Origin of the sequence: Pseudoalteromonas sp. SIMBA_162 (genome assembly GCF_046535955.1) — a bacterium.
GTDB lineage: Bacteria > Pseudomonadota > Gammaproteobacteria > Enterobacterales > Alteromonadaceae > Pseudoalteromonas > Pseudoalteromonas marina.
In genome coordinates, this window is sequence record NZ_JAWJBQ010000009.1 from 1 (window position 1) to 23,154 (window position 23,154).

Sequence of the window (23,154 nt, forward strand, 5' to 3'; positions counted from 1 at the left end):
AAACGCAAACAGAGTCGTTAGTTGAAGAAAGTGATGACTTTGATTTGGACGATATCGACAGCTTAATTGATGAAGCAGATGAAAATTCAGCTAATGAAACGCAAACTGATGAGTTAGTCGAAGAAAGCGATGACTTTGATTTGGACGATATCGACAGCTTAATTGATAAAGCGGACGACGGCTCAGCAAATGAAACATCAACAGACAATTCAGTAGAAGAAAGCGATGACATTGATACTGCTTTGGCCGGTTCTGTCGATGATTTAGCTGATGCGCAAGAAGAGTTAAATGTTGATGATGTCGAATCTTTAGCTTCAGCTTTGATTGATGAATCTGAATCGGAGAATGAGTCTGAAGAAGAGCCAGAGCTTGAAGATGAGCCAGAGCTTGTAGAGGAGCCAGAGCTTAAAGAAGTGCCAGAGCTTGAAGAAGAGCCAGAGCTTGCAGAAGAGCCAGAGCTTGAAGAAGAGCCAGAGCTTGAAGAAGAGCCAGAGCTTGCAGAAGAGCCAGAGCTTGTAGAGGAGCCTGAGCTTGAAGAAGAGCCAGAGCTTAATGAAGAACCAGAGCTTGAAGAAGAGCCTGAGCTTGCAGAAGAGCCTGAGCTTGCAGAAGAGCCTGAGCTTGAAGAAGAGCCAGAGCTTGCAGAAGAGCCAGAGCTTGAAGAAGAGCCAGGGCTTGCAGAAGAGCCAGAGCTTGAAGAGGAGCCAGAGCTTGCAGAAGAGCCAGAGCTTGTAGAGGAGCCCGAGCTTGAAGATGAGCCTGAGCTTGAAGAAGAGCCAGAGCTTGAAGAGGAGCCAGCACTTGAAGAAGAGCTAGAGCCTAATGAAGTGCTTGAAGACTTTGGGGCCGATGATTTTACAGACACATCAGACACGCTTTTAGATCCAGAAGATTTACTGGATGAATATAACGATGATGCGTTGCAAAGTGTAGACGAACTCTTAAATGAATTACAACAACCAGAAGACTCAGAATACGTAGAAAGCCCTGATTGGACACTTGATGATCTGGACGATGAAATTGAAGAGGTTGAAGTTGATCTAGGTGATGATCCATTAGCAGAAGACACAGATTCTGATTTATCCCTTGAGGATGAAATACTAGAAACAGAATCAATAACGCCTAGTGAAGAGTTAGACGATTACCCTGAGTTAGAAATAGCTGAAGATCAAGGGGCTGAAACGCAAGAATCTACTAGCAATGAAGGTGAAAATGTTGTTAGTCAAACAGAAAAAGATTTAGCTGACTCTATTTCTAAGGGCGCAGACTTGAGTAACTTTGACGAGGAACTTGATGATGAGCCCCATGCCACTGCTGATTTTGATGAAGCCCCAATAATTGATGACAATGAGCTATTGGCGGTAGGCGATGCTGAAGAATTCGCGACAAAAGAAGAGCATAAAGAATTAGATGATGACGAAGAATTTGCAGAAGAGGTTTCAGATTTTTCGGATAATGATACCGATTTGCTGGCTGGTGAAGAGCTTGGTTCAGAACTATCACCAAGTCAAACAGAGCAAGAATTATCACAAGCGCTCTCATCAAGTATTGATTTAAATAGCCTAGAAGATGACTTTGATGATGAACCGTTAATCGATAGTGAGTTTGAACAGTCAGATTCAGGACATGATACTAATTCAGAAAGTGAAGAACCACTACCAGAAATTACAGATGAAGCATTGTTATCGCAAGAGGACTTTGATGACTCACAGGTTGATTTAGCAGGGTTAGACGCCGACTTAGAATTTGATTCTGTCAATGCAGAAGACTTTGAGGAGCTTGTTTCAGAGACGCCAGATGGTGATACTGATAACGACGAAGAGCTAGATGGATTAAATTTAGATGAAGTTGTTAGTGATACCACAATTGATGAAACTTTAGATGCAGGCCTAGAGCCAGAACTATCACCAAGTCAAACAGAGCAAGAACTATCGCAAGCGCTCTCATCAAATATTGATTTAGATAGCTTAGAAGATGATTTTGATGATGAGCCATTAATTGATAGCGATTTTGACGAGTCAAGTTTAGAGCCTGAAATTAATGAAGAAGCCAACGTTTTAGTCCCAGAGGATACGGACGAAGATTCATTACTAGGCGCTGATTTAGAGTTTGATTCAGTGGGTGCAGAAGGTGTTGAAGAGCAAGTTTTAGAAACGCCCCCAAACGACATTGAGAGAACGGATACTAAAGAATTTGAACAAGATTTAGATGATGGCGGCAGTCCGATTGCTCAGGAAGTCGACATTGAGCATGAACCAGAATTATCACCAAGCCAAACAGAGCAAGAACTATCGCAAGCACTTTCATCAAATTTTGATTTAGATAGCCTAGAAGATGACTTTGATAATGAACCATTAATTGATAATGAGTTTGATGAATCAGAGTTAGTGCTAGAAACTAATGACAAGGCTGAAGTTGCAGCGCCTGAAGTTACTGATGAAAAACAATTTTTAGAAGAAAACCTTGAATACTCACAAAACGATTTAGCAGAAACCGGTGTTGATTTAGAACTTGATCCTTTACCTGTTGAAATAGATGAGGTGCCAGTTTCAGATGATGACGCTGATAGCACTGATTTACCTAATAGCGTAGAGTTTGAATCATCTGATTTAGGCATCGAGCAAACTGTTGATGATGAACTAGATGAACTAGATGAACTAGATGAACTAGATGAACTAGATGAACTAGATGAACTAGGTGAACTAGATGAACTAGATGCTGAGCTTGAAATCAATGACGAGGTTGAGGGATCAATTGCTCAAGTTAACGATGATGCGGTTTCAGCAGAAGAAGTTGAAGAGCTACTTCCTAATAGACCGAGTAATGGTGCTGATTTCTCAGGTTCAGGTGAAGATAATAGTGAAATAACCAGTGACGATGCGTTAACTCCAGAGCTTAATGACAACGAAGCTGATAATCAAAATTCAGCTGAAGATGATATAGACAGCGCGGGAATTAACTTTAATGACGACCTGTTAATTGATGAATTTAATGAACTAGATGGTGAGCTCGACAATCTTAACGACTTAAACGATGACACACTTGATGATTTACTCTCAGAGTCGAATAACGCTGATGCGGACTATTTAGCGCCTGATAGCAGCGTTGGGCTAGACAATCCAGCATTTATAAGTGAATCGGACGATGAAATAAATGAACAAACTAATGTTGATCGTGAAGCTGAACTAACTCAAGTTGACTCTCAGGGTGATACTAACCTTGTATCAGATGAAGCACTTGATGATGAATTTATGGCTGATTTAAGTGAAACCGATTTCGATTCATTGCTCAATGAGTTAGCCGCTCCCGATGAACTTGCTATAGAAGATAGCAGCGAGTTTGATGTTGACTTTGATTCTTTATTGAAAGAAGACTTAGTTGATGAAGAAGTGTTTAATCATAAAGAGCCTGTCCCTGAAGCTGAAGACGCAAAACCTTTAGGTGAAGACGATTTTGTAGATATTGACTCATTACTTGAGCAAAGTGACGATGCTGAACTTGAGCATGAGCCTTACAATGACGTAAATATAGATTTAGGTTTAAGTGAGTTTGATGCATTGCTTGCTGGTGATAATCCAACAGACGTTGATGCCGAGAGTGGAGGTTATTCCGCTAAGTTAGACTTAGCACGTGCCTATATTGAAATTGACGACTTCGATTCCGCGCTTAAAGTGATTGAAGACGTAATAGCAAAAGGGCCTGAAGAAGTTCAAGAAGAAGCGCTTAGTTTGCAAGCAAAATTACAACAATAGCTTTTGTGTTAATTTAAATACGATAAACCCATAATTGGTGATGCTGATTATGGGTTTTTTATTGTTTTTATATGATTACATCACGGTCGCTTTTATTGCGCCGCGAGATAGCATAAAATGCGCCGTTAATTAGTACAGTAGGTAAAACGATAAATATGCGAGTAGCACTTGGGGTTGAATATAATGGCGCACGTTATAGTGGTTGGCAGCGTCAATCGCACGTAAATAGCGTACAACAAGAAGTAGAAAAGGCGCTGTCGAGTATCTGTAACCACCAAGTTGAAATTGTGTGTGCAGGGCGAACTGACGCAGGAGTGCATGGAACAGGCCAAGTTGTTCATTTTGAAACCAATGCATCTCGTGAAATGGTCGCGTTTACTATGGGTATGAACACTTTGCTACCTAAAGATATTGCTATTCGATTTGCTCAACCTGTTGCAGAAGACTTTCATGCACGTTTTAGTGCAACCGCAAGAAGGTATCGTTACGTTATTTATAACTATCCATACCGTGGAGCTGTTATGAACGAAGGTGTTACTCATTTCCATCACAAGCTAGATGAAAAGGTAATGCAAGAGGCGTGTCAGCATTTAATTGGTGAGCATGACTTTACATCATTCAGAGCATTACACTGCCAAGCTAATACCGCTAAACGTACAATTCATCACTTATCTGTTCAGCGCCAAGGTGATTACGTTGTAATTGATATTAAGGCAAATGCATTTTTGCATCATATGGTGCGCAATATAACCGGTTGCTTAATGGATATTGGCTTACACAAGCACCAACCTGTATGGCTAAAAGAGCTATTAGATTTAAAAGAGCGTGCAAAAGCGAGTGCAACCGCTAAAGCCGCTGGTTTGTATTTAGTCGATGTTGATTACCCAGAGCAGTTTAATATTCCTAAAACCCCACTAGGGCCATTATTTTTACCTGATGTTGATATTTAGTTAGAATTATTAATCGCTAAATTTAATTTCCTCTAACTACTAAGACCAGTTTTTTATACCGTGTTTGTGTAATTCATGTTTTAATTGAAAAAATCTGTCTGCTACTTATTAGCAGACTCGCGACACAGAACAGCATTAAGAGAGTTGCAAATGAGTTGGTTAGAAAAAATCTTACCTAAAACGACTAAGTCGTCAGGTCGTAAAGAAATTCCAGAAGGCGTTTGGGCTAAATGTACAGCTTGCGATTCAATTTTATATAAAGCTGAACTAGAAAAATCATTAAACGTATGTCCTAAATGCGACCATCACATGCGTGTGAGCGGCCGTAAACGTTTAGAGCACTTTTTAGATGAAGGTGACCGCACGGAGCTTGGTACTGAGCACGAGCCTAAAGATGTATTAAAGTTTAAAGACTCTAAAAAATACTCAGACCGTATTAGCGCAGCCCAAAAATCAAGTGGCGAAAAAGACGCGCTAGTTGCAATGAAGGGCCGCTTAAAAGGCATTCCTGTTGCTGCGGTTGCTTTTGAATTCTCATTTATGGGTGGTTCAATGGCTTCGGTTGTTGGCGCACGGTTTGTTGATGCCGTAGACCAATGTTTAGAGCACAACATGCCATTAGTGTGCTTTTCTGCCTCAGGTGGTGCACGTATGCAAGAAGCACTTATGTCGCTTATGCAAATGGCCAAAACCAGTGCAGCACTTGCTAAAATGAGCGAAAAAGGATTGCCATTTATTTCGGTAATGACCGACCCAACAATGGGTGGTGTATCGGCTTCATTAGCAATGCTAGGTGATATTAACGTTGCTGAACCAAAAGCCTTAATTGGCTTTGCTGGCCCGCGAGTAATAGAACAAACAGTTCGCGAAACCTTACCAGAAGGTTTTCAGCGTAGTGAGTTTTTACTTGAGCACGGTGCAATAGACATGATTGTTGACCGCCGTGAAATGCGTGATACGTTAGCACGTGTGCTTGCTAAATTTATGAACTTGCCTTCTACTGAACAAGAGCATAGAGTAGCGTAAATTTAAGCTTTTCTGATTTATGCTATGACAAAAACAATCCCTAGCCAATCATCAAGCCTTGATGATTGGCTTTTTTATTTAGAAAGTGTTCACCCAGCCAACATTGCAATGGGCTTAGAGCGCGTTGCAGATGTTGCCAATAATATTGGTTTACTAAATACCCCCAGTAAAATAATTCTAATTGGTGGCACAAATGGCAAAGGGACTACCGCTCGTTGCTTAGAGTCGCTACTACTTGCGCAAGGTTACAGCGTAGGTACTTACGCCTCTCCTCATTTAATTCGATATAACGAACGTGTTCGCATAAATGGTCAAGAGCTTGATGATCAATACCATGCTGATGCCTTCAATACGCTAGAGCAAGGCCGGGGTCGCACACCGCTTACGTATTTTGAGTACGGTACGTTGGGGGCACTGGCTATTTTTAAGCGCTTTGAAGTAGATTATGTATTATTAGAAGTTGGTTTAGGCGGGCGTTTTGATGCAACAAATATAGTAACGCCATACGCAAGTGTGATTACAACCATCGATTTAGACCATAAAGAATACCTTGGCGATACCCGAGAGCTGGTGGCGTACGATAAAGCGGGTATATTCCGCAAAGACACTCCCGCTATCATTGGGGACTTATGTATCCCGCATACAATGATTGATTACGGTAACGAGATTAGTGCCAATATGACATTATCAGGCACTGACTTTATATTTAATGAGCATCAAAAAACGTTTAATTGGCAGTTTGAAAAACATAACCTGACACTCAATAAGCCTGCAATACCCGCGCAAAATGCAGCGACTGCTCTAACAGTACTAAGCGTTTTAAATTTATTACCAAATGTTGATGTAATAAAGAATTGCTTAGCTAACTTGGTGGTGGAAGGGCGCTTCGAACAGTTAAGCACAGAGCCATTGGTATTTACAGACGTCGCTCACAACCCAGAATCAGCTCGCTATTTAGCCAATAAGTTATTAAGTTACAAAGATAAAGGCTTTAAAGTTCATGCATTAGCCGCTATGCTTGCTGATAAAGATAAAGCAGCGGTGCTCAAAGAGCTAGCCCATCTTGTTGATGATTGGTTTCTTGCTAGCTTAGGCGGCCCTCGTGGTGATAGTGCTAATAACTTAAAAGAAGCCCTACAAAGCGTATCTACTCACGACAAGGTACAAAGCTTTGAAAGCGTTGAACGAGCACTGAGTGTTATTTTACCTAAGCAGCAAGACAATGTTATTTTAATTGTATTTGGTTCATTTTTTACAGTAGCAGATGCTATTAATTATTTTAAAAAATAGAGAGGATATCGGTGAACTCAAGTTTTATAAATCGCTTAGTTGGAACAAGTATTGTGGTGATCGCAGCTATTGTGTTTATCCCAAACATACTTGATGGCGAAAAAGTGCACTACAAGGAAGGCTTTAAAGCGATCCCAGAGCGACCTGAGTTCAAAACGATTGACTTGCAAGACTCAATTAATGATCAAGTAGCTATAGCTGAGCCGTTAAAACAAGATAACATTGAAGATATTTCTCCTGATGATGACGTTTTAGAGCAAGACGATACTATTTCACAAAGCAACTTTGCCAGTGAAGAGAAAATAGTTGAAGCGTCAGTCATACCTAAAGCTACAAAAACTGACATTGCTGAACCGCAAGTTGCTAAAGCGAAAGAAGAGACTAAGGTTCCCGAAAAAGTAGTTAAAGAGGCACCTAAGCCTATTACGCCGCGTAAAAGTGATGAAAACCTAACTGATATGGCCTATGTGGTGCAGTTAGGTAGTTTTTCTCATGCTGCAAATGTTAAAGCATTACAGGCTAAATTAACTTCAAAAGGGTTTAATACGTTTACTAAACCTATAAAAACACCCAACGGAACGCTAACAAAAGTATTTGTTGGCCCGTCACTTGATAAAACTGAGTTGGAAAAGCAATTACCAGAACTTAAAAAGCTTACTAAGCTTAACGGTAAAATAACCCAATACGAAGTAACTAACTAATTAAAAAGGCCTTAAACAATAAGGCCTTTTTCTTTGATGTTACACAATTACTTAGGCCAATTTATTAACCGTCAAAATGTTAATTAAATGTTTCAGGTTGGCTGCGGTTATCTCCCGTTTAAACTTGCATACTGAGGATGTTTGGGTATAGAATGCGCCCCAAAATAGCGACTAATTGGTTATTATGATCTGGGTTGATTACGCCATTCTTGGCATCATTGCACTGTCTACCATCATCGGTTTAATACGCGGCTTTGTAAAAGAAGCTATGTCATTAGCGGTATGGGCAGGCGCGTTTATCATCTCAAGTTTATTTTACCAATATTTAGCTTCCTTCCTAACAAGCATTTCTGAACCCCTTTTAAGAAATGCGGCGGCCATTGCCATTCTCTTCTTTGCGACGCTCCTGTTAGGCGGTTTACTAAACTATATTTTAGGTCAGCTTGTACTTCGTACTGGCTTATCGGGTACTGACCGTGTCTTTGGCATAGTGTTTGGTGCTCTACGAGGCGTGTTGGTCGTGAGCGCGTTACTCTTCTTTCTTGATGCTTTTACTGGTGCACCTAATACGCACTGGTGGGGTAATTCTATTTTGATTCCAGAATTTGGCTTTGTTGTTGAATGGTTTTTTTCGTACCTCGAAAACAACTCCAGCTTTTTAAATTCAGTAAACCGTTAATCGGCGAGGATAAATTACATGTGTGGTATCGTTGGAATAGTCGGAACGTCTCCTGTGAATCAGGCGATATATGATGGCTTAACTGTTTTGCAGCATCGTGGGCAAGACGCCGCGGGAATAATTACCATTGAAAATAATACGTTTAGCTTACGTAAAGCAAACGGCCTAGTGAAAGATGTATTTCACACACGTCACATGAAGCGACTACAAGGCACCATTGGTATTGGCCATGTACGTTATCCAACAGCAGGCTCTTCTAGTTCATCTGAGGCACAGCCTTTTTATGTAAACTCACCATTTGGTATCGCCCTTGCGCATAATGGAAACCTTACAAATGCTGAAGAACTAAAAGAACAGTTATTTTCAGAAGCACGTCGACATGTTAATACAACGTCTGATTCTGAGATATTGCTGAATATTATGGCACATGAGCTTAGTCGCTCAGACAAGTTGCACCTAGACCCTGAAGATGTGTTCACAGCTGTTGCTGAGGTAAACAAAAAAGTAACGGGTGGCTATGCAGCCATTGCTATGATTATCGGTCACGGCGTTGTAGCGTTTCGTGATCCTAACGGTATTCGCCCTCTTGTTTTTGGTAAACGCGAGACTGAAAAAGGCACGGAATACATGTTTGCCTCAGAAAGTGTGGCACTAAAACCTGATGGCTTTGAGTTTATTCGCGATGTAGCCCCAGGTGAAGCTATTTTTGTGACTGAAGATGGACAGTTTCACTCATTAAATTGTGCAGATAAAGTGTCTTACTCGCCTTGTATTTTTGAATTTGTTTATTTTGCTCGTCCAGACTCAACAATAGACAGAATGTCGGTTTATGCAACACGCGTAAACATGGGTACCAAACTGGGTGAAAAAATAGCACGTGAGTGGGCAGATAAAGACATTGATGTTGTCATTCCTATTCCAGAAACTTCGTGTGACGTCGCGCTTGAAATTGCTCGTGTACTTGATTTACCGTACCGCCAAGGCTTTGTTAAAAACCGTTACATTGGCCGTACGTTTATCATGCCTGGTCAAGAAATGCGTAAAAAGTCAGTGCGTCAAAAGCTAAACGCAATTGACCGTGAATTTAAAGGTAAAAATGTATTACTTGTTGACGATTCAATAGTGCGCGGTACTACATCTGCACAAATTGTGGAAATGGCGCGAGAGTCTGGTGCTAAAAATGTATATTTTGCTTCAGCAGCTCCTGAAATACGCTTTCCAAATGTTTATGGTATTGATATGCCATCGGCAGCTGAACTTATTGCGCATGGCCGTGAGGTTGAAGATATAAACGCAAGTATTGGTTCTGACGGATTGATTTTTCAGTCATTAACAGATTTAATGGCCGCTGTAAGCCAAGAAAATCCAGAAATAACTCAATTTGAAACTTCTGTGTTTGACGGGCAATATATAACAGGTGATATAGATCAAAACTATTTAAACCGAATAGATAAACTGAGAAATGATACAGCTAAGAGCACACGCGAAACAGCGATGTCATCAGGGTTAGAAATACATAACCAAGAAGAAAACGAGACTGATTAATACTTTCGAGTATTTTTTATTTTAGAAAAGGAGCTAATGAGCTCCTTTTTTGTTGGTTGAATATTACTTAATCGAGTTACTAAAAATTCATTATGTGAACATGGGGCTTACAATGCCATTTGTCCAAAGAATCGCAGTGGCAGCTAATATGATGACTAATAATATAAGCCCACAGGTAACGACCGAGCTTGCATAAATAAAACCACGTTCTTCAGGTATGTGCATGAGTATAGGTACTCCGGTATAAAGTAAATAAACCGAGTAGGCTAATGCAGCAATACCAGCACATACAACAAACCAAAGCACAGGCCAAAAAGCGGCAAGCGCAGACATAAATACCGGTGTTGCTGTGTAAGCCGCTAGTTCAAGCGTTTGAGTAAAGGTGGGTTTAGAGCCAAAAGTAACGGCCATCCAATGGGCTAAATAGGCAAGTGCAAATACACCTATAATTAAAGCTACATACATGGCTATAGCTATTAACAGCGCGCTCTCATGTGTTAAGAATACTAGACCACCAGTGCCAATGCTCCAGCCCAAGTAAACAGACGAGTAATACCCCATTATTGATGGAAACAAAGCAATAAGTAAAATGTGTGACAAGCTATAGGTCAAGCTTTCGTGTCGGTTATCAATTGTTTGCCACTCTTCAAGTGGGTGAGCGTATAAGCCCCATAGGTGGTTTAATATCATAGTGTGTACTCCGTTTAGGAAGGTATTATTGTTTTTTTTGTAGTGTATTATTTATACAGTTCATTTACAGTTATGGGCCACATAGTGTACAAAGTCAAGTTAACTAATTTTTAACAAATAAATGAAGTTGGCTTTGATTTAATCAAACCGTGAATTCGTGTTAAAATACAGGTTCTTTAATTTTAATTAGCAATGAGTATTAAACGTGTCACATAGCCAGCTGTTAGAGCCTATTCATGACTTTTTATTGTGCAAAACACCGACTCAGTGGGTAGATAAAGCAATCAAAAAAGAAAATCTGTCAGTTATTTTAATAGATCACTTAATTTGTGAGTTAAAAGCCGCTCAGTCAGCAATGTTTTTAATTCGTAAGTATGCAGTAGATAAAGAAAGCGGTGATGCACTTTTAGCTTGGCTTAAACCATTCGAAACACTTATTTATAAACGTGAAGGTAACTGGCGTGATTTAGCAGCAAAAAACAAGCTTACTAAATCAATCATTCCCAAGTCTAACTCTCCTTACGGGCAAGACTTAATTGACAAAATGGTGTTGCTCATAAAAGAAGAGTTACATCACTTTTACCAAGTTTTAGAAATAATGGATGAGTATGGTGTAGAGTACCAAAGTATTACACCATGTCGTTACGCTAAAGGGATGTTACGAAATGTTAAAACATTCGAGCCAAATGCACTTGTCGACAAATTAATTGTAGGTGCTTACATTGAGGCACGCTCGTGTGAGCGTTTTGCAAAGTTGGCGCCCCATGTAGATAAACGTCTAGGTGATTTTTATATTTCGCTCCTGCGCTCAGAGGCACGTCATTATCAAGATTATCTAGCCTTGGCGCAAGAAATTGCCGATTTTGATATTACGCAAAGGGTTAAGGAATTTGGTGAAATTGAAGCTGAACTTATTGTATCAGCAGATGAAGACTTCAAATTTCATAGTGGTACTCCAGCATAATCCCCCCAGTGCTTTATTTTTTGCATAACTGATGAGATAAAGCACTAAAAATTAGACCAAACTTAAATCGCCTTCTACTATATATATAGTAAATAGTTACATACAAATTTACGAACTATATCTATTAAATTTAGTTGTATGTTTTTTATATAGGCGGTGTAGGATGTCCGATAGCAACAGTTTGTTTGTATTTGATGAGGAGCGTGAAGAAGACAGCTCAACAATAAAAAAAATAAAAGTTCTCACTGTTGAGGACGATCTAAATTATCAACATGCTTTAACCAATAGCTTAAAAGAAATGAGACCAGATGATAATTGTGAAATAGAAGTCCTCACAGCTAACTCGGTTTCACAAGCAGCTTTAGTGCTTAGTTTGCATCCAGATATAGCACTCACCTTTATAGATGTTGTTATGGAAGATGATGACTCAGGTCTCAGGCTAGTTAGCACCATAAGGGAAGTGATTGGTAATGCAGACATGCGTATTGTTTTACTTACAGGTCAACCAGGTTTTGCTCCCGAACAGCAAATAATGAAAACGCTTGATATAGACGAGTATTGGAATAAATCAGACGTCTCTGCTGAAAAATTACAATCTATTGTTACAAGCAACTTACGCACCTGGAAATACATTTCACAAATATCTTCAGCCAGAAAAGGTCTTCAGCTAGTTTTAGATGCTTCAAGAAGCATAAACAGTAAACACGATATGAGATCTTTCTCTAAAGCTGTTTTAGAAGAAATCAGTAATATTTTAAACGTCACCGAGGGAGGGGGGATTATGTGCTCTACCCAAAGTGATGGCGAAATTATCAGAGCGCATATTTCGACAGCTAATGGTTGTTTTGATGGTTATGAGGGAAAGCTTATTGACGATAGGGTTTTGCTTCCACAAATCTACAGTGATTTTGAGCGAGCTTTAGATGAAAAAAGGCACGTTTTTTCTGAACACCACACGGTATTTTATTTTTGTAACAAAGAAATAGCTGGGGAAAGCTATATAACGATTGTTCAATCGGACAATGAAATATCAGAGCAAAATGAATATTTATTAAAAGTATTCAGTGAAAATGTAAGCACAGGCTTCAGTAATATAGCTCTGCTTAACAAGCTTACTGAACTTGCATATACCGATGTGTCGTTAAACATGCACAATCGTAACTGGCTCACTCGTGAAATAAAAAATATGAACCTCCACGAGCAGTATCAAACACGTTTATTAGTTTTTGAAGTTGAGCAATTTGAAGAAAAAGCTTTTTCGTTTGGCCACGATTTTTGTCAAAAGCTATTAAAAGAAGTTTATAAAAATTTAATGACTATTTTTGATGGTTATTCAGCGCGTATTGCCATTATTAATAACAGCAGCTTTGGATTACTTATAAACGCAAACTTCGATATAACTGACGAAATGATAGCTAGCCTAATAAGGCAAAAATGTATAATTACCTCTGTAAAACAATATGCTGATTTGAGAATTCTTGATTTAGCGCTCAGTTCTGTTTTAAATATTGTACCCGAAAAAATAATAAGTATTGCTGAGTCTAGCTTAAATGATAGCCATAATGCATCGTTAAAATACATCAAGCATACCCAAGAAAAAACAGAAGCATTAACTAACCGATATAGTTTAATGGCCCGATTAAGAAGAGTAATTGGTGCTAGTACGTTACAAGTAGCCTTACAGCCGAAAATGGACTTAGCAACATTAACCCCTGTGGGCTTTGAAGCATTGGCTCGTTGGCAACTAGAAGACGGAAGTTTTGTAAGCCCAGAAGTATTTATTGAACTTGCTGAAACAGCTGGTTTAATTAGTGAATTAGACAGCGTTATTTTCGATAAGATAATTTCGACCATTCATAAGTTAAGTGATATAGGCGTAAATCTGCCTATTGCTTTTAATGCATCTGCCTTTGATTTAGTTGACCCGGACTACTGTAAAAAAATTCTTCATAAGTTAAAAGATGCCAATATACCTCCAGAAATGCTTGAGCTAGAGATTACTGAAACTCAAGCGATCAGTAATTACGATTTAATTAGAGAGTCGTTAGATAAATTTATGGCGCTGGGTATTAAAGTAAGCATTGATGACTTTGGAACAGGTTATTCATCTATTTCACACATAACTGAGATACCTGCAAATATTTTAAAAATAGATAGATGTTTTTTAACTGATATTGAGCGCAATGCTAATAACCAATACATCCTAGAAATGATTGTAAACTTAGCCAAACGATTTGATTTTTCGATTATTGTTGAAGGTGTAGAAACACTAGAGCAGTGTGAATGGGTTAAAAAAATAGGTTGTGATGTAGCCCAAGGTTATTACTTTTCAAAACCACTGTTTTTTGACGATTTAACAACATGGTTAAAGCAATATGGAAAAGTTTGATCATAAACTTTCTGTTAGTTTAAATAACAAACAAATATATGTTAAAGCATTGTTTATTATAGTTGCTGCTGGCGTTATTAGTTTTTTAGTTTATTGGCAAATTTACCAAGCAAGACTTACGCTTGTTCAAGATTATCAAGACGACAAACTATCTCTAGTGCAGACAGAGTTTGTAAAAGAGCTAAGTAGTATAAAAAAACTAACACAAGTTTTAGCAGACAACAAAAACCTAAAAAGGGGCAATAAGCTCAGGTATATGTTTAGAGACCGAGAATCCATACGAAGCATAAATGATTACTTCGTTAATTTTGGGTTATTATCGCCTATCATTTCGCAAATTCGGTGGATTGATATTACCGGGAACGAACGTTTTAGAGTTGACTTTAAAAACGGTGAGGCAAAAGTTGTTAAGCAAAAAGAGCTCCAAAACAAAATGTCGCGCTATTACTTTAGGCAAGGTATATCGATAGAGGCACCTGATTCATTTTTATCAAGAATTGATTTAAACATGGAGTATGGTTCAATAGTTGAGCCATACGAACCCACCATTAGAGTTACTTATCGAACTAGCTCAAGCGAATTTATAGTTGATGGCCTCATTATAATTAATTTTAACTTATCTGACTTTTTTCAGAAAATTAGAAATTACTCTTCTGAAAACGCTCAAATTAATATTGTAAACAAAGATGGGTATTGGATTTTTAACAATGATAAGTCTAAAGAGTGGGGGTTTATGCTTGGATTGCCAGAGCTAACAATTGCTAATTATAACCCATCACTCTGGGAGTCTATGCAAAACCAACAAGAAAATACAGTAAGATATTTTGATTCAAACATTTATTCGTTAGACAAGCTGCCCGCACTTTTTTCAAAAAGGCATAATGAAACCCTTAATGAAGTCATTTATATTTACATCAAAAGTAAAGATAAGTTGATGAATAAAATACACTTTACGGCGCTAGGTTATGCTGGTATTGGCGGTATTATTCTTTTGTTTATTGGTGGCTTCATTTTATATAGAGAATATTGCTATACAAAAACGCTAAAAGATTTATTTGACCAGTTACGCGCTGAAAAGTTGGAGCTGGATTCTGTCAATAATCAACTTTCAAATACCATTAGGCAGCAGCAACTTTTGCAGGATAGCTTTGTTGAAGCGCAAAAATTATCTTCATTAGGCATGCTTGTTGCGGGTGTAGCTCATGAGATGAACACGCCTATTGGCGGTGCTATTATTTCTGTTACTAACGCTGAGTCGGTGATGAGCCGCCTCAATGAAGGTATAAAAACTGGCTTAACAAAGTCTCTGCTAGAGAACAGCGTATCAAGCTTAGATGATAATTTAGGCTTAGCCAGAGTAAACCTAGATAAAGCTGCTGTACTTGTAAAAAGCTTTAAAAAAATGGCTATTGATAGAAACAATGAAGAATTTATTGAATGTAATGTTGAAACAATAATAAAAGAGTTGTTGATTACGCTGAACTCTCGATTAAAAACTTCAAAGGTTAAAATTAAAACCTTGTTTAATGATAGCTGCACGCTTAAAAGTCGCCCTGGGATTATTTCACAGGTTATTGAAAACCTTATAATGAATGCGCTTAACCACGCTTTTGAAGAGAATCAATCTGGTGAGATTGAAATTAAGGTTGAGGAAAGTGATAAAGGAGATATAAATATTAGCGTATCAGACAGCGGATGCGGGATTAATCAGCAGCAGCAATCTGTTATTTTTGAGCCCTTTCATACATCAGCGCGCGGTAAAGGGAACATAGGGCTTGGGCTTTATATGGTTTCTCAATGGGTCACTAAAATTTTAAAAGGGCAATTGGTTTTAGAGTCTGATCCTCAATGGGAGGATAAATTTAAAACTCGATTTACAATTACGTTGCCTAAAAATTAAGTGAGTACCCACATTTAACTTTTAACGTATTATTTAAATGCTATATAGGGCCTTAAAGGAACTACACTTAGGGTTTGAGGCTCTAAAAATGGCTTTATATAGCTCATTTAAATGGTGTGTTTATTAGCCTTTGTTCTTGAGGTGTAACAATTAAGTAGGAGCCTTGTTCATACCAGTCACCTAAAACAGTGCGTGTAAGCGTTTGTCCATTTAGTGAGTATGTATGAATATTTGGTCGGTGCGTATGACCATGGATCATGTTAACAACTTTGTGCCTCTTAAATGTCGAAAGGACAGCATCATCAACAACGTCTAAAATTTCTATCGGTTTATCTGCTTGGCTAAGCTTACTTTTTTCACGGGCATTGCGAGCTATTTTTTTTCGGTACCATAATGGCATGGCAAGCATTAATTTTGGCCACCACCAACCACGGCTTTTTTTACGAAATTTTTGATACTCAATATCCTGGGTACACATTTCATCCCCATGTAAAATAACAGTGGGTGTGCCGTAAAGGTCTATAACAGTTTGCTCATCTAACAGTGTCATACCTGCTAAATTTGCATAGTTTTCTCGCAGGATAAAGTCGCGATTACCATGAATAAAATAGACGGGAATACCTGAATCACTTATTGCTTTAAGCTTTGTAGCTACACTGCGCGCAAGTTCAGTGACGTAGTCATCACCTACCCATACTTCAAAAAAGTCACCTAAAATGTAAAGCGCATCAACGTCTTGATTCAAAATGTTAGATTCTAAAAACTTAAAAAAAGCAGCGCTAATATCAGGTCTGTTTTCAGTTAAATGTAAATCAGCAATAAAATACGTTTTTTGAGTCATAGGGATATCTTTTCGATAAAAATAAAGCGGGCGCATGCATGTTGCAATGACACCCGCTGATACTCCACGTTATGTGGGTAAGCGAACTATTAGTTAACAGTAACGCTTTCGATGATCACGTCTTCAAGAGGAACATCTTGGTGAAAACCATTGCTACCAGTAGCTACCCCTTTAATTTTTTCTACAATGTCCATGCCTTCAACTACTTCAGCAAACACACAGTAACCCCAGCCTTGAGACGTTTCGCTGCTGTGGTTTAAAAAATCGTTGTTGTTAACATTAATAAAAAACTGTGCTGTAGCAGAGTGTGGATCTGGTGTGCGTGCCATAGCTAAAGTACCTACTTTATTAGACAGGCCGTTGTTAGCTTCGTTTTGAATTGGATCGTTAACGTCTTTTTGCTCCATACCTGAAACAAAGCCACCACCTTGAACCATAAAGCCATCAATTACACGGTGAAAAATTGTACCGTTGTAAAAACCTGCGTTTGCATACTCTAAAAAGTTTTTTACTGTGTTTGGAGCTTCTTGCTCAAACATTTTAATGGTGATGTCACCAAAGTTTGTGTGTAGAACAACCATGTGCTTTCCTATATCTGGTTTAAATAGTCGCACTATTTTATCTTAGTTAGCTAAGATTAACAAAGCGCTAGAGCCCATGCTTTTCAAGTGGTAACATACATTTTCTTGATAATAGTGAAGGACACCAACTAAATGGTACAAATATACAACACACTCACGCGACAAAAAGAACAATTTAAACCTATGGTCGATGGTAAAATCGACATGTATGTGTGTGGTATCACCATTTACGATTACTGTCATATCGGTCATGCGCGTACATTTGTTGGCTTTGACGTCATTGTTCGCTACCTTCGCCATATTGGTTACAATTTAAAATATGTGCGTAATATTACCGACGTTGACGACAAAATTATTAAACGTGCAAATGAAAATAAAGAGTCAATAAACGATTTAACACTGCGCATGACCAAAGCCATGCATGAAGATTTTGATAGCCTAAACATGTTACGCCCGGATGTAGAACCAACAGTGACAGGGCACATGGGTGAAATTATTGAAATGGTTGAGCGTTTAATAGCTAAAGGGCATGCTTATGTAGCAGCTGATGGTGACGTGTTATTTGATGTTTCAACGTTTGAGCAATACGGTGCGCTCTCTCAGCAAGATTTAACCATGCTTCAGTCAGGGTCACGTGTTGAAGTGGCACAAGATAAAGATGACCCATTGGACTTTGTTTTATGGAAAAAAGCTAAAGCCGGCGAGCCTTCATGGTCATCTCCATGGGGAGAAGGGCGCCCAGGTTGGCACATTGAATGTTCAGCTATGAGCTCAAAGCATTTAGGTGAACATTTTGATATTCATGGTGGGGGTTCTGATTTACAGTTTCCGCACCATGAAAATGAAATTGCGCAGTCATGCTGTGCCAATAATGGTGAGTATGTAAATACGTGGATCCACACTGGCATGGTACAAGTAAATAAAGAAAAAATGTCTAAATCGTTAGATAATTTTTTTACTGTACGCGATGTGCTAAAAGAGTACGACCCTGAGTCGGTTCGTTACTTTTTAATATCAGGCCATTACCGCAGCCAACTTAATTACTCGCAAGAAAACTTAGACCAAGCACGTTCATCGCTTGAACGTATTTATACTGCTTTACGTGACGTTAAACCTATCGAATGTGAGCTTGAGAGTAACGAGTTCGTGATTAAATTTAGAAAAGCAATGGATGATGATTTTAATACTCCAGAGGCTTTACCTGTTTTATTTGAGCTGGCAAAAGAGCTAAACCGCGTAAAAGAAAGCGATGCAATACAGGCGGGTCAACTTGCGTTTATATTACGTACTATTGGCGAAGTATTAGGCGTTGCACAACAAGCGCCTGAGGCTTTTTTACAAGGCGGGCAAGATGATAATGAAGTTGCAACGATTGAAGCCTTAATAGTAAAACGTAATGAAGCACGTGCGAGTAAAGACTGGGCTGCTGCTGATGAAGCACGTGATGCGCTTAATGCATTAGGTGTAATACTTGAAGATTCAGCCGGTAAAACAACGTGGCGTAAGGCTTAATACTACTCGCTTGCAATAAAAAAGGGTTGCCGAATGGCAACCCTTTTTTATTTGAATTACATTCAGCTATGATATTTTTCGCATGCTTCTAATGTATTTTCAATTAAGCTGGCCACGGTCATTGGACCAACCCCGCCAGGAACAGGAGTAATAAAATGAGCTTTCTGCTCTGCAATGCTGTATTCAACGTCGCCCACCAGTTTACCTGTATCTAAACGGTTTATACCTACATCTATAACAATGGCGCCTTCTTTTACCCAATCTCCAGGGATAAATTCAGGTTTGCCCACGGCTACAACCAACAGGTCTGCGCGTCGCACATGAGTTTCTAAATCTTGTGTAAACTTATGGCACACAGTAGTCGTACAACCGGCTAGTAATAGCTCTAACGACATAGGGCGGCCCACAATATTTGATGCGCCAACCACAACCGCATGCATGCCTTTATACCGAACACCGGTAGAATCGAGTAAAGTAATAATCCCTTTTGGCGTACAAGGACGAAGCGCAGGCATACGCTGTGCTAAACGACCTATATTGTAAGGGTGAAAGCCATCAACGTCTTTGTGTGGTGTAATGCGTTCTAAAATTTTCTCTGCATCGAGTCCATCAGGTAAAGGTAACTGCACCAAAATGCCATCTACTTCTGCATCATTATTTAGTTCATCAATTAAACTTAAAAGAGCATCTTCTTTTGTGTCTGCAGGTAAATCAAATGATTTTGAAATAAAACCAACTTCTTCACAGGCTTTACGCTTTGAACCAACATAAACTTGGCTTGCTGGATCAAGTCCTACGAGGACTACTGCAAGTCCGGGGGCGCGTAATCCTTTAGAAACGCGTTCGCTTACGCGTTGTGCAACTGTACTACGTACTTGTTTTGCGATTGCTTTACCATCAATGATGTTTGCCGTCATGGTTGACCTTTAATTGGGGTTAATTAACTAGATACCGATACTTTACAAATGAACGCATAATAAAAAGGGGCATATGCTTATAAAGAAAATAACAACTTTATTTTTCATTTAATATTACCTAAGCCATTTTCGCAGAAAAGCATTGCAGCGCCAAGTTGCTTTTCATCTATATAGTACTAGAGTAATTAAATAGTTTAAATTTCAGTCTTCTATTATAATATTTAGCCATTGTGGGCTAAAAATGACCACTTGATTTGTTTTCTTAAAAAAACGTTTGACCTAACCCCGTCAAATCACTATTATGCACCCCGTTGTCAACGAGGTCACTCGTAGAGAATAGTAAGTAACGGCGATTAGCGCAGTTTGGTAGCGCACTTGGTTTGGGTCCAAGGGGTCGCAGGTTCAAATCCTGCATCGCCGACCATTTTTTTATAATTTAATTATAATCGAATAGCTTATTGGTAAACTATGAAGTTTTCGATGCGCCCATAGCTCAGCTGGATAGAGCAACGCCCTTCTAAGGCGTCGGTCGAAGGTTCGAATCCTTCTGGGTGCGCCATTTGAAAACATGTAAATATAGCGGTGATTGTAGCTCAGTTGGTAGAGCCCCGGATTGTGATTCCGGTTGTCGTGGGTTCGAGCCCCATCAGTCACCCCATTTACAAGAATATCGGCGATTAGCGCAGTTTGGTAGCGCACTTGGTTTGGGTCCAAGGGGTCGCAGGTTCAAATCCTGCATCGCCGACCACTTTCTCAAGGTGGTTTTAAACGCTCTGTTTAATTGTTCAGTATGAAAAAAGAAGCTTAGCCTTCAATGTCGGCGATTAGCGCAGTTTGGTAGCGCACTTGGTTTGGGTCCAAGGGGTCGCAGGTTCAAATCCTGCATCGCCGACCATTTTCTTATTTATAACTCCTCTGTATTTTTTTATTCTATTTTTATATTGCTATAAATAAAACTCACTTAAACCTCTGAAAACAACGGTTAGCCTGTTTTTTACTCGGTTAGGTGCTGTAGTACCCAATCTATCCCAAATAATTGCCCCCCATACTCGACTATCATAAATATTAGGTTATAATGCCGCGTCTATTGTTTAACATAGTGCCCTAAGGGCAAAGCAGCAATGGTATCTCATGGTAGCGACGGATGCTTTTAAGTGTGAAAAATCGCTTAAACTTTATCAAGACTCATGCAGATCACTTTGTTTGTAAGGAAGGCGAACAGTCGCCAAAATTGAATATTGAGGTAAATCATGCAAGTTTCTGTTGAGACGACCCAAGGCCTTGAGCGCCGTATAACTATCACCGTTCCTGCAGAGAACGTTGAGACCGAAGTAAAAAAACGCCTACAACAACTGTCAAAAACACAGCGTATAGATGGTTTCCGTGCTGGTAAGGTACCTGTATCTGTAATTAACAAGCGTTTTGGCGCTGCAGTTCGTCAAGAAGTTGCTGGCGAAGTAATGCAACGTAACTACATTGAAGCAATCGTTGCTGAAAAAATTAACCCTGCTGGCGCGCCTTCATTCGCTCCTAAATCACTTGAAGCAGGTAAAGACTTAGAATTCTCAGCTACATTTGAAGTTTACCCTGAAGTTGAAGTTCAAGGTTTAGACAAAATTGCTGTTGAAAAACCAGCGGTAACAGTAACTGACGAAGATTTAGCTAACATGCTAGAAACTCTTCGTAAGCAACACGCAGAATGGGCTGAAGTTGATACAGCTGCTGGCGAAAGTGACCGTGTAACAGTTGATTTCGTAGGTACTATCGACGGTGAAGTATTTGAAGGCGGTAAAGCTGATGACTTCCCTTTAGAGCTTGGTCAAGGTCGTATGATCCCAGGTTTTGAAGATAACATCGTTGGTAAGAAAGCAGGCGAAGAAGTTATTGCAGATGTAACATTCCCTGAAGATTACCATGCTGAAAACCTTAAAGGTAAAGCAGCTCAATTCACTATCACAGTGAAAAAAGTAGAAGCGCAAGAGCTTCCTGAATTAAGCGAAGAGTTTGCAACTAAATTCGGTGTTACCGAAGGCGGCGTAGACGCGCTTAAAGAAGAAGTTAAAAAGAACATGACGCGTGAACTTGACCAAGCGGTTAAAGCTAACGTTAAAGACCAAGCAATCAAAGGTCTTTTAGAAAACAACGAAATTGAAGTGCCAAAAGCACTTGTTGATCAAGAAGTTGACGCATTACGTCAGCAAGCAGCTCAACGTTTTGGCGGCGACGCTAAAAACATGCCTGAGCTTCCAGCTGAATTGTTCCATGAGCAAGCTGTAACACGCGTTAAAACTGGTCTTTTATTAGGCGAAGTAATCAAAGCTAACGACATTAAAGTTGATGATGCTAAAGTTGAAGCATTAATTGCAACAGTGGCTTCTGCATACGAAGATCCAACTGAAGTAGTAGAATACTACAAAGCAAATGATCAACTTATGCAACAAATGCGTAATGTTGCAATGGAAGAGCAAGCTGTTGAAGCTATTTTAGCTAAAGCAAATGTTTCAGACGTTGAAAAAGCATTTGATGACATCATGAATCCGCAGCAAGGTGCTTAATAAGTCATTGACTTAAGCTCTCGCTAACGATTAAATGGCTCGTGTTACACTGTTTAAACAGCGTGCCCGGGCCATTTTTAGTTTTTGGCTCTTAATTTGCGAAAAACGATAACTATGCTTCCTTATAATAAGGATAAGTATAAGCGCATAAGGAATTAAATAAGTATGAATACTGGTATTACAGATCCCCTAAATGCATTGGTCCCTATGGTTGTTGAGCAAACACCAAAAGGTGAGCGCTCGTATGATATTTATTCGCGACTTTTAAAAGAGCGTATTATTTTTTTAACAGGCCAAGTTGAAGACAACATGGCAAATCTGATTTTAGCGCAAATGCTATTTTTAGAATCAGAGAACCCTGATAAAGATATTTTCTTATACATAAATTCACCGGGTGGCTCAGTAACTGCTGGTATGGCAATTTACGACACAATGAACTTTATCAAACCTGATGTGAGTACTATTTGTGTAGGACAAGCAGCGAGCATGGGGGCATTTTTGCTTACCGCTGGTGCTAAAGGTAAACGTTTTTGCTTACCTAACTCACGTGTAATGATCCACCAACCTTTAGGTGGTTTCCAAGGTCAGGCGTCTGACTTTGAAATACACGCCAAAGAAATACTATCTATTAAAGATAAGCTAAATCGCTTAATGGCAGAACACACGGGTCAGCCGTTAGATGTGATTTCAAAAGATACTGATCGTGACAACTTCATGAGCGCTTCAGAAGCTGTAGAGTACGGCTTAGTTGACTCAGTATTTGCAAATCGCGATAAAAAGTAAGCGCTTGGTGAGCAGGGGACCTGTTAATCACTTTTAGTTACTATGCGAAAAACAATAAATTTTGTTATAGTTAAGCGTA

General features: G+C 39.2%; 17 protein-coding genes and 5 tRNA genes. 18 read left to right on the top strand and 4 right to left on the bottom strand.

The genetic code is table 11. The features are described 5' to 3' along the window. The 7 genes from R0J88_RS08455 to purF form a co-directional block, all read left to right on the top strand. Positions 1-3,752: FimV/HubP family polar landmark protein (locus R0J88_RS08455; RefSeq protein WP_410899661.1), on the top strand; the 3,752-nt coding region annotated here is incomplete at its 5' end. A 155-nt stretch (positions 3,753-3,907) separates the two neighbouring features. Then, positions 3,908-4,702, top strand: a complete 795-nt coding sequence (truA, locus tag R0J88_RS08460) for a tRNA pseudouridine(38-40) synthase TruA (protein ID WP_410899662.1) — start codon at positions 3,908-3,910, stop codon at positions 4,700-4,702. 150 nt (positions 4,703-4,852) lie between these two features. Beyond that, positions 4,853-5,728: an acetyl-CoA carboxylase, carboxyltransferase subunit beta gene (gene accD / locus R0J88_RS08465; RefSeq protein WP_008128641.1), complete on the top strand. Its 876-nt coding sequence runs from the start codon at positions 4,853-4,855 to the stop codon at positions 5,726-5,728. A gap of 24 nt (positions 5,729-5,752) precedes the next feature. Further along, entirely contained in the window at positions 5,753-7,018 is a 1,266-nt protein-coding gene (gene folC / locus R0J88_RS08470) for a bifunctional tetrahydrofolate synthase/dihydrofolate synthase (RefSeq protein WP_410899663.1), read from the top strand. Between the two features lie 11 nt (positions 7,019-7,029). Next, complete coding sequence (locus R0J88_RS08475) at positions 7,030-7,719, top strand: SPOR domain-containing protein (protein WP_276755970.1); 690 nt, start codon at positions 7,030-7,032, stop codon at positions 7,717-7,719. Between the two features lie 184 nt (positions 7,720-7,903). After that, positions 7,904-8,398 carry a CvpA family protein gene (locus R0J88_RS08480; RefSeq protein WP_006793890.1) on the top strand — a complete coding sequence of 165 codons (495 nt, stop codon included), beginning with the start codon at positions 7,904-7,906 and terminating at the stop codon, positions 8,396-8,398. Positions 8,399-8,416: 18 nt separating this feature from the next. Then, positions 8,417-9,943 carry an amidophosphoribosyltransferase gene (gene purF / locus R0J88_RS08485; RefSeq protein WP_010557197.1) on the top strand — a complete coding sequence of 509 codons (1,527 nt, stop codon included), beginning with the start codon at positions 8,417-8,419 and terminating at the stop codon, positions 9,941-9,943. 90 nt (positions 9,944-10,033) lie between these two features. On the opposite strand, the gene R0J88_RS08490 is transcribed toward purF, so the two are convergent. After that, entirely contained in the window at positions 10,034-10,633 is a 600-nt protein-coding gene (locus tag R0J88_RS08490) for a Yip1 family protein (protein WP_305401839.1), read from the bottom strand. Positions 10,634-10,838: 205 nt separating this feature from the next. Here R0J88_RS08490 and miaE point away from each other — a divergent pair, with 205 nt between their 5' ends. From miaE to R0J88_RS08505, 3 genes are all read left to right on the top strand, one after another. After that, positions 10,839-11,597 carry a tRNA isopentenyl-2-thiomethyl-A-37 hydroxylase MiaE gene (gene miaE / locus R0J88_RS08495; RefSeq protein ID WP_010557196.1) on the top strand — a complete coding sequence of 253 codons (759 nt, stop codon included), beginning with the start codon at positions 10,839-10,841 and terminating at the stop codon, positions 11,595-11,597. A 163-nt stretch (positions 11,598-11,760) separates the two neighbouring features. Then, positions 11,761-13,986, top strand: a complete 2,226-nt coding sequence (locus tag R0J88_RS08500; protein WP_410899664.1) for an EAL domain-containing protein — start codon at positions 11,761-11,763, stop codon at positions 13,984-13,986. Beyond that, positions 13,973-15,886, top strand: coding sequence for a sensor histidine kinase (locus R0J88_RS08505; protein WP_410899665.1), 1,914 nt, complete (start codon positions 13,973-13,975; stop codon positions 15,884-15,886). The genes R0J88_RS08500 and R0J88_RS08505 overlap by 14 nt, the downstream gene beginning before the upstream one ends. Before the next feature lie 103 nt (positions 15,887-15,989). Here the strand turns inward: R0J88_RS08505 and R0J88_RS08510 are convergent, their stop codons facing one another. Together R0J88_RS08510 and R0J88_RS08515 are read right to left on the bottom strand one after the other, a co-directional pair. Then, positions 15,990-16,727: a UDP-2,3-diacylglucosamine diphosphatase gene (locus R0J88_RS08510; protein WP_410899666.1), complete on the bottom strand. Its 738-nt coding sequence runs from the start codon at positions 16,725-16,727 to the stop codon at positions 15,990-15,992. Between the two features lie 89 nt (positions 16,728-16,816). Beyond that, positions 16,817-17,308 carry a peptidylprolyl isomerase gene (locus R0J88_RS08515; protein WP_008128620.1) on the bottom strand — a complete coding sequence of 164 codons (492 nt, stop codon included), beginning with the start codon at positions 17,306-17,308 and terminating at the stop codon, positions 16,817-16,819. A gap of 132 nt (positions 17,309-17,440) precedes the next feature. Between R0J88_RS08515 and cysS the strand changes: the two genes are divergently transcribed. Then, a complete protein-coding gene (gene cysS / locus R0J88_RS08520) occupies positions 17,441-18,820 on the top strand; it encodes a cysteine--tRNA ligase (protein ID WP_010557191.1) in 1,380 nt (459 codons plus the stop codon). 62 nt (positions 18,821-18,882) lie between these two features. Here cysS and folD read toward each other — a convergent pair whose 3' ends face one another. Further along, a complete protein-coding gene (gene folD, locus R0J88_RS08525; RefSeq protein ID WP_008127813.1) occupies positions 18,883-19,737 on the bottom strand; it encodes a bifunctional methylenetetrahydrofolate dehydrogenase/methenyltetrahydrofolate cyclohydrolase FolD in 855 nt (284 codons plus the stop codon). A gap of 347 nt (positions 19,738-20,084) precedes the next feature. Here folD and R0J88_RS08530 point away from each other — a divergent pair. From R0J88_RS08530 to clpP, 7 genes are all read left to right on the top strand, one after another. Further along, positions 20,085-20,161 (top strand) — tRNA-Pro (locus R0J88_RS08530). A 58-nt stretch (positions 20,162-20,219) separates the two neighbouring features. Next, positions 20,220-20,296 (top strand) — tRNA-Arg (locus R0J88_RS08535). Between the two features lie 23 nt (positions 20,297-20,319). Beyond that, positions 20,320-20,395 (top strand) — tRNA-His (locus R0J88_RS08540). Between the two features lie 13 nt (positions 20,396-20,408). After that, a tRNA-Pro gene (locus tag R0J88_RS08545) sits at positions 20,409-20,485 on the top strand. 70 nt (positions 20,486-20,555) lie between these two features. Further along, positions 20,556-20,632: transfer RNA gene (locus R0J88_RS08550), tRNA-Pro, on the top strand. A 355-nt stretch (positions 20,633-20,987) separates the two neighbouring features. Next, positions 20,988-22,292, top strand: coding sequence for a trigger factor (gene tig, locus R0J88_RS08555; protein ID WP_276754624.1), 1,305 nt, complete (start codon positions 20,988-20,990; stop codon positions 22,290-22,292). Between the two features lie 165 nt (positions 22,293-22,457). Then, on the top strand, positions 22,458-23,075 hold the full coding sequence (gene clpP, locus R0J88_RS08560) for an ATP-dependent Clp endopeptidase proteolytic subunit ClpP (protein WP_008126622.1): 618 nt from the start codon (positions 22,458-22,460) through the stop codon (positions 23,073-23,075). Positions 23,076-23,154 lie beyond the last annotated feature (79 nt).

Bases quoted from the DNA above. Each gene is read 5' to 3' on its own strand.
- cysS (WP_010557191.1), top strand. From the start codon at position 17,441: ATGGTACAAATATACAACACACTCACGCGACAAAAAGAACAATTTAAA.
- accD (WP_008128641.1), top strand. From the start codon at position 4,853: ATGAGTTGGTTAGAAAAAATCTTACCTAAAACGACTAAGTCGTCAGGT.
- clpP (WP_008126622.1), top strand. From the start codon at position 22,458: ATGAATACTGGTATTACAGATCCCCTAAATGCATTGGTCCCTATGGTT.
- R0J88_RS08500 (WP_410899664.1), top strand. From the start codon at position 11,761: ATGTCCGATAGCAACAGTTTGTTTGTATTTGATGAGGAGCGTGAAGAA.
- R0J88_RS08490 (WP_305401839.1), bottom strand. From the start codon at position 10,633: ATGATATTAAACCACCTATGGGGCTTATACGCTCACCCACTTGAAGAG.
- folD (WP_008127813.1), bottom strand. From the start codon at position 19,737: ATGACGGCAAACATCATTGATGGTAAAGCAATCGCAAAACAAGTACGT.
- folC (WP_410899663.1), top strand. From the start codon at position 5,753: ATGACAAAAACAATCCCTAGCCAATCATCAAGCCTTGATGATTGGCTT.
- tig (WP_276754624.1), top strand. From the start codon at position 20,988: ATGCAAGTTTCTGTTGAGACGACCCAAGGCCTTGAGCGCCGTATAACT.
- truA (WP_410899662.1), top strand. From the start codon at position 3,908: ATGCGAGTAGCACTTGGGGTTGAATATAATGGCGCACGTTATAGTGGT.
- R0J88_RS08505 (WP_410899665.1), top strand. From the start codon at position 13,973: ATGGAAAAGTTTGATCATAAACTTTCTGTTAGTTTAAATAACAAACAA.
- R0J88_RS08480 (WP_006793890.1), top strand. From the start codon at position 7,904: ATGATCTGGGTTGATTACGCCATTCTTGGCATCATTGCACTGTCTACC.
- R0J88_RS08510 (WP_410899666.1), bottom strand. From the start codon at position 16,727: ATGACTCAAAAAACGTATTTTATTGCTGATTTACATTTAACTGAAAAC.
- R0J88_RS08515 (WP_008128620.1), bottom strand. From the start codon at position 17,308: ATGGTTGTTCTACACACAAACTTTGGTGACATCACCATTAAAATGTTT.
- purF (WP_010557197.1), top strand. From the start codon at position 8,417: ATGTGTGGTATCGTTGGAATAGTCGGAACGTCTCCTGTGAATCAGGCG.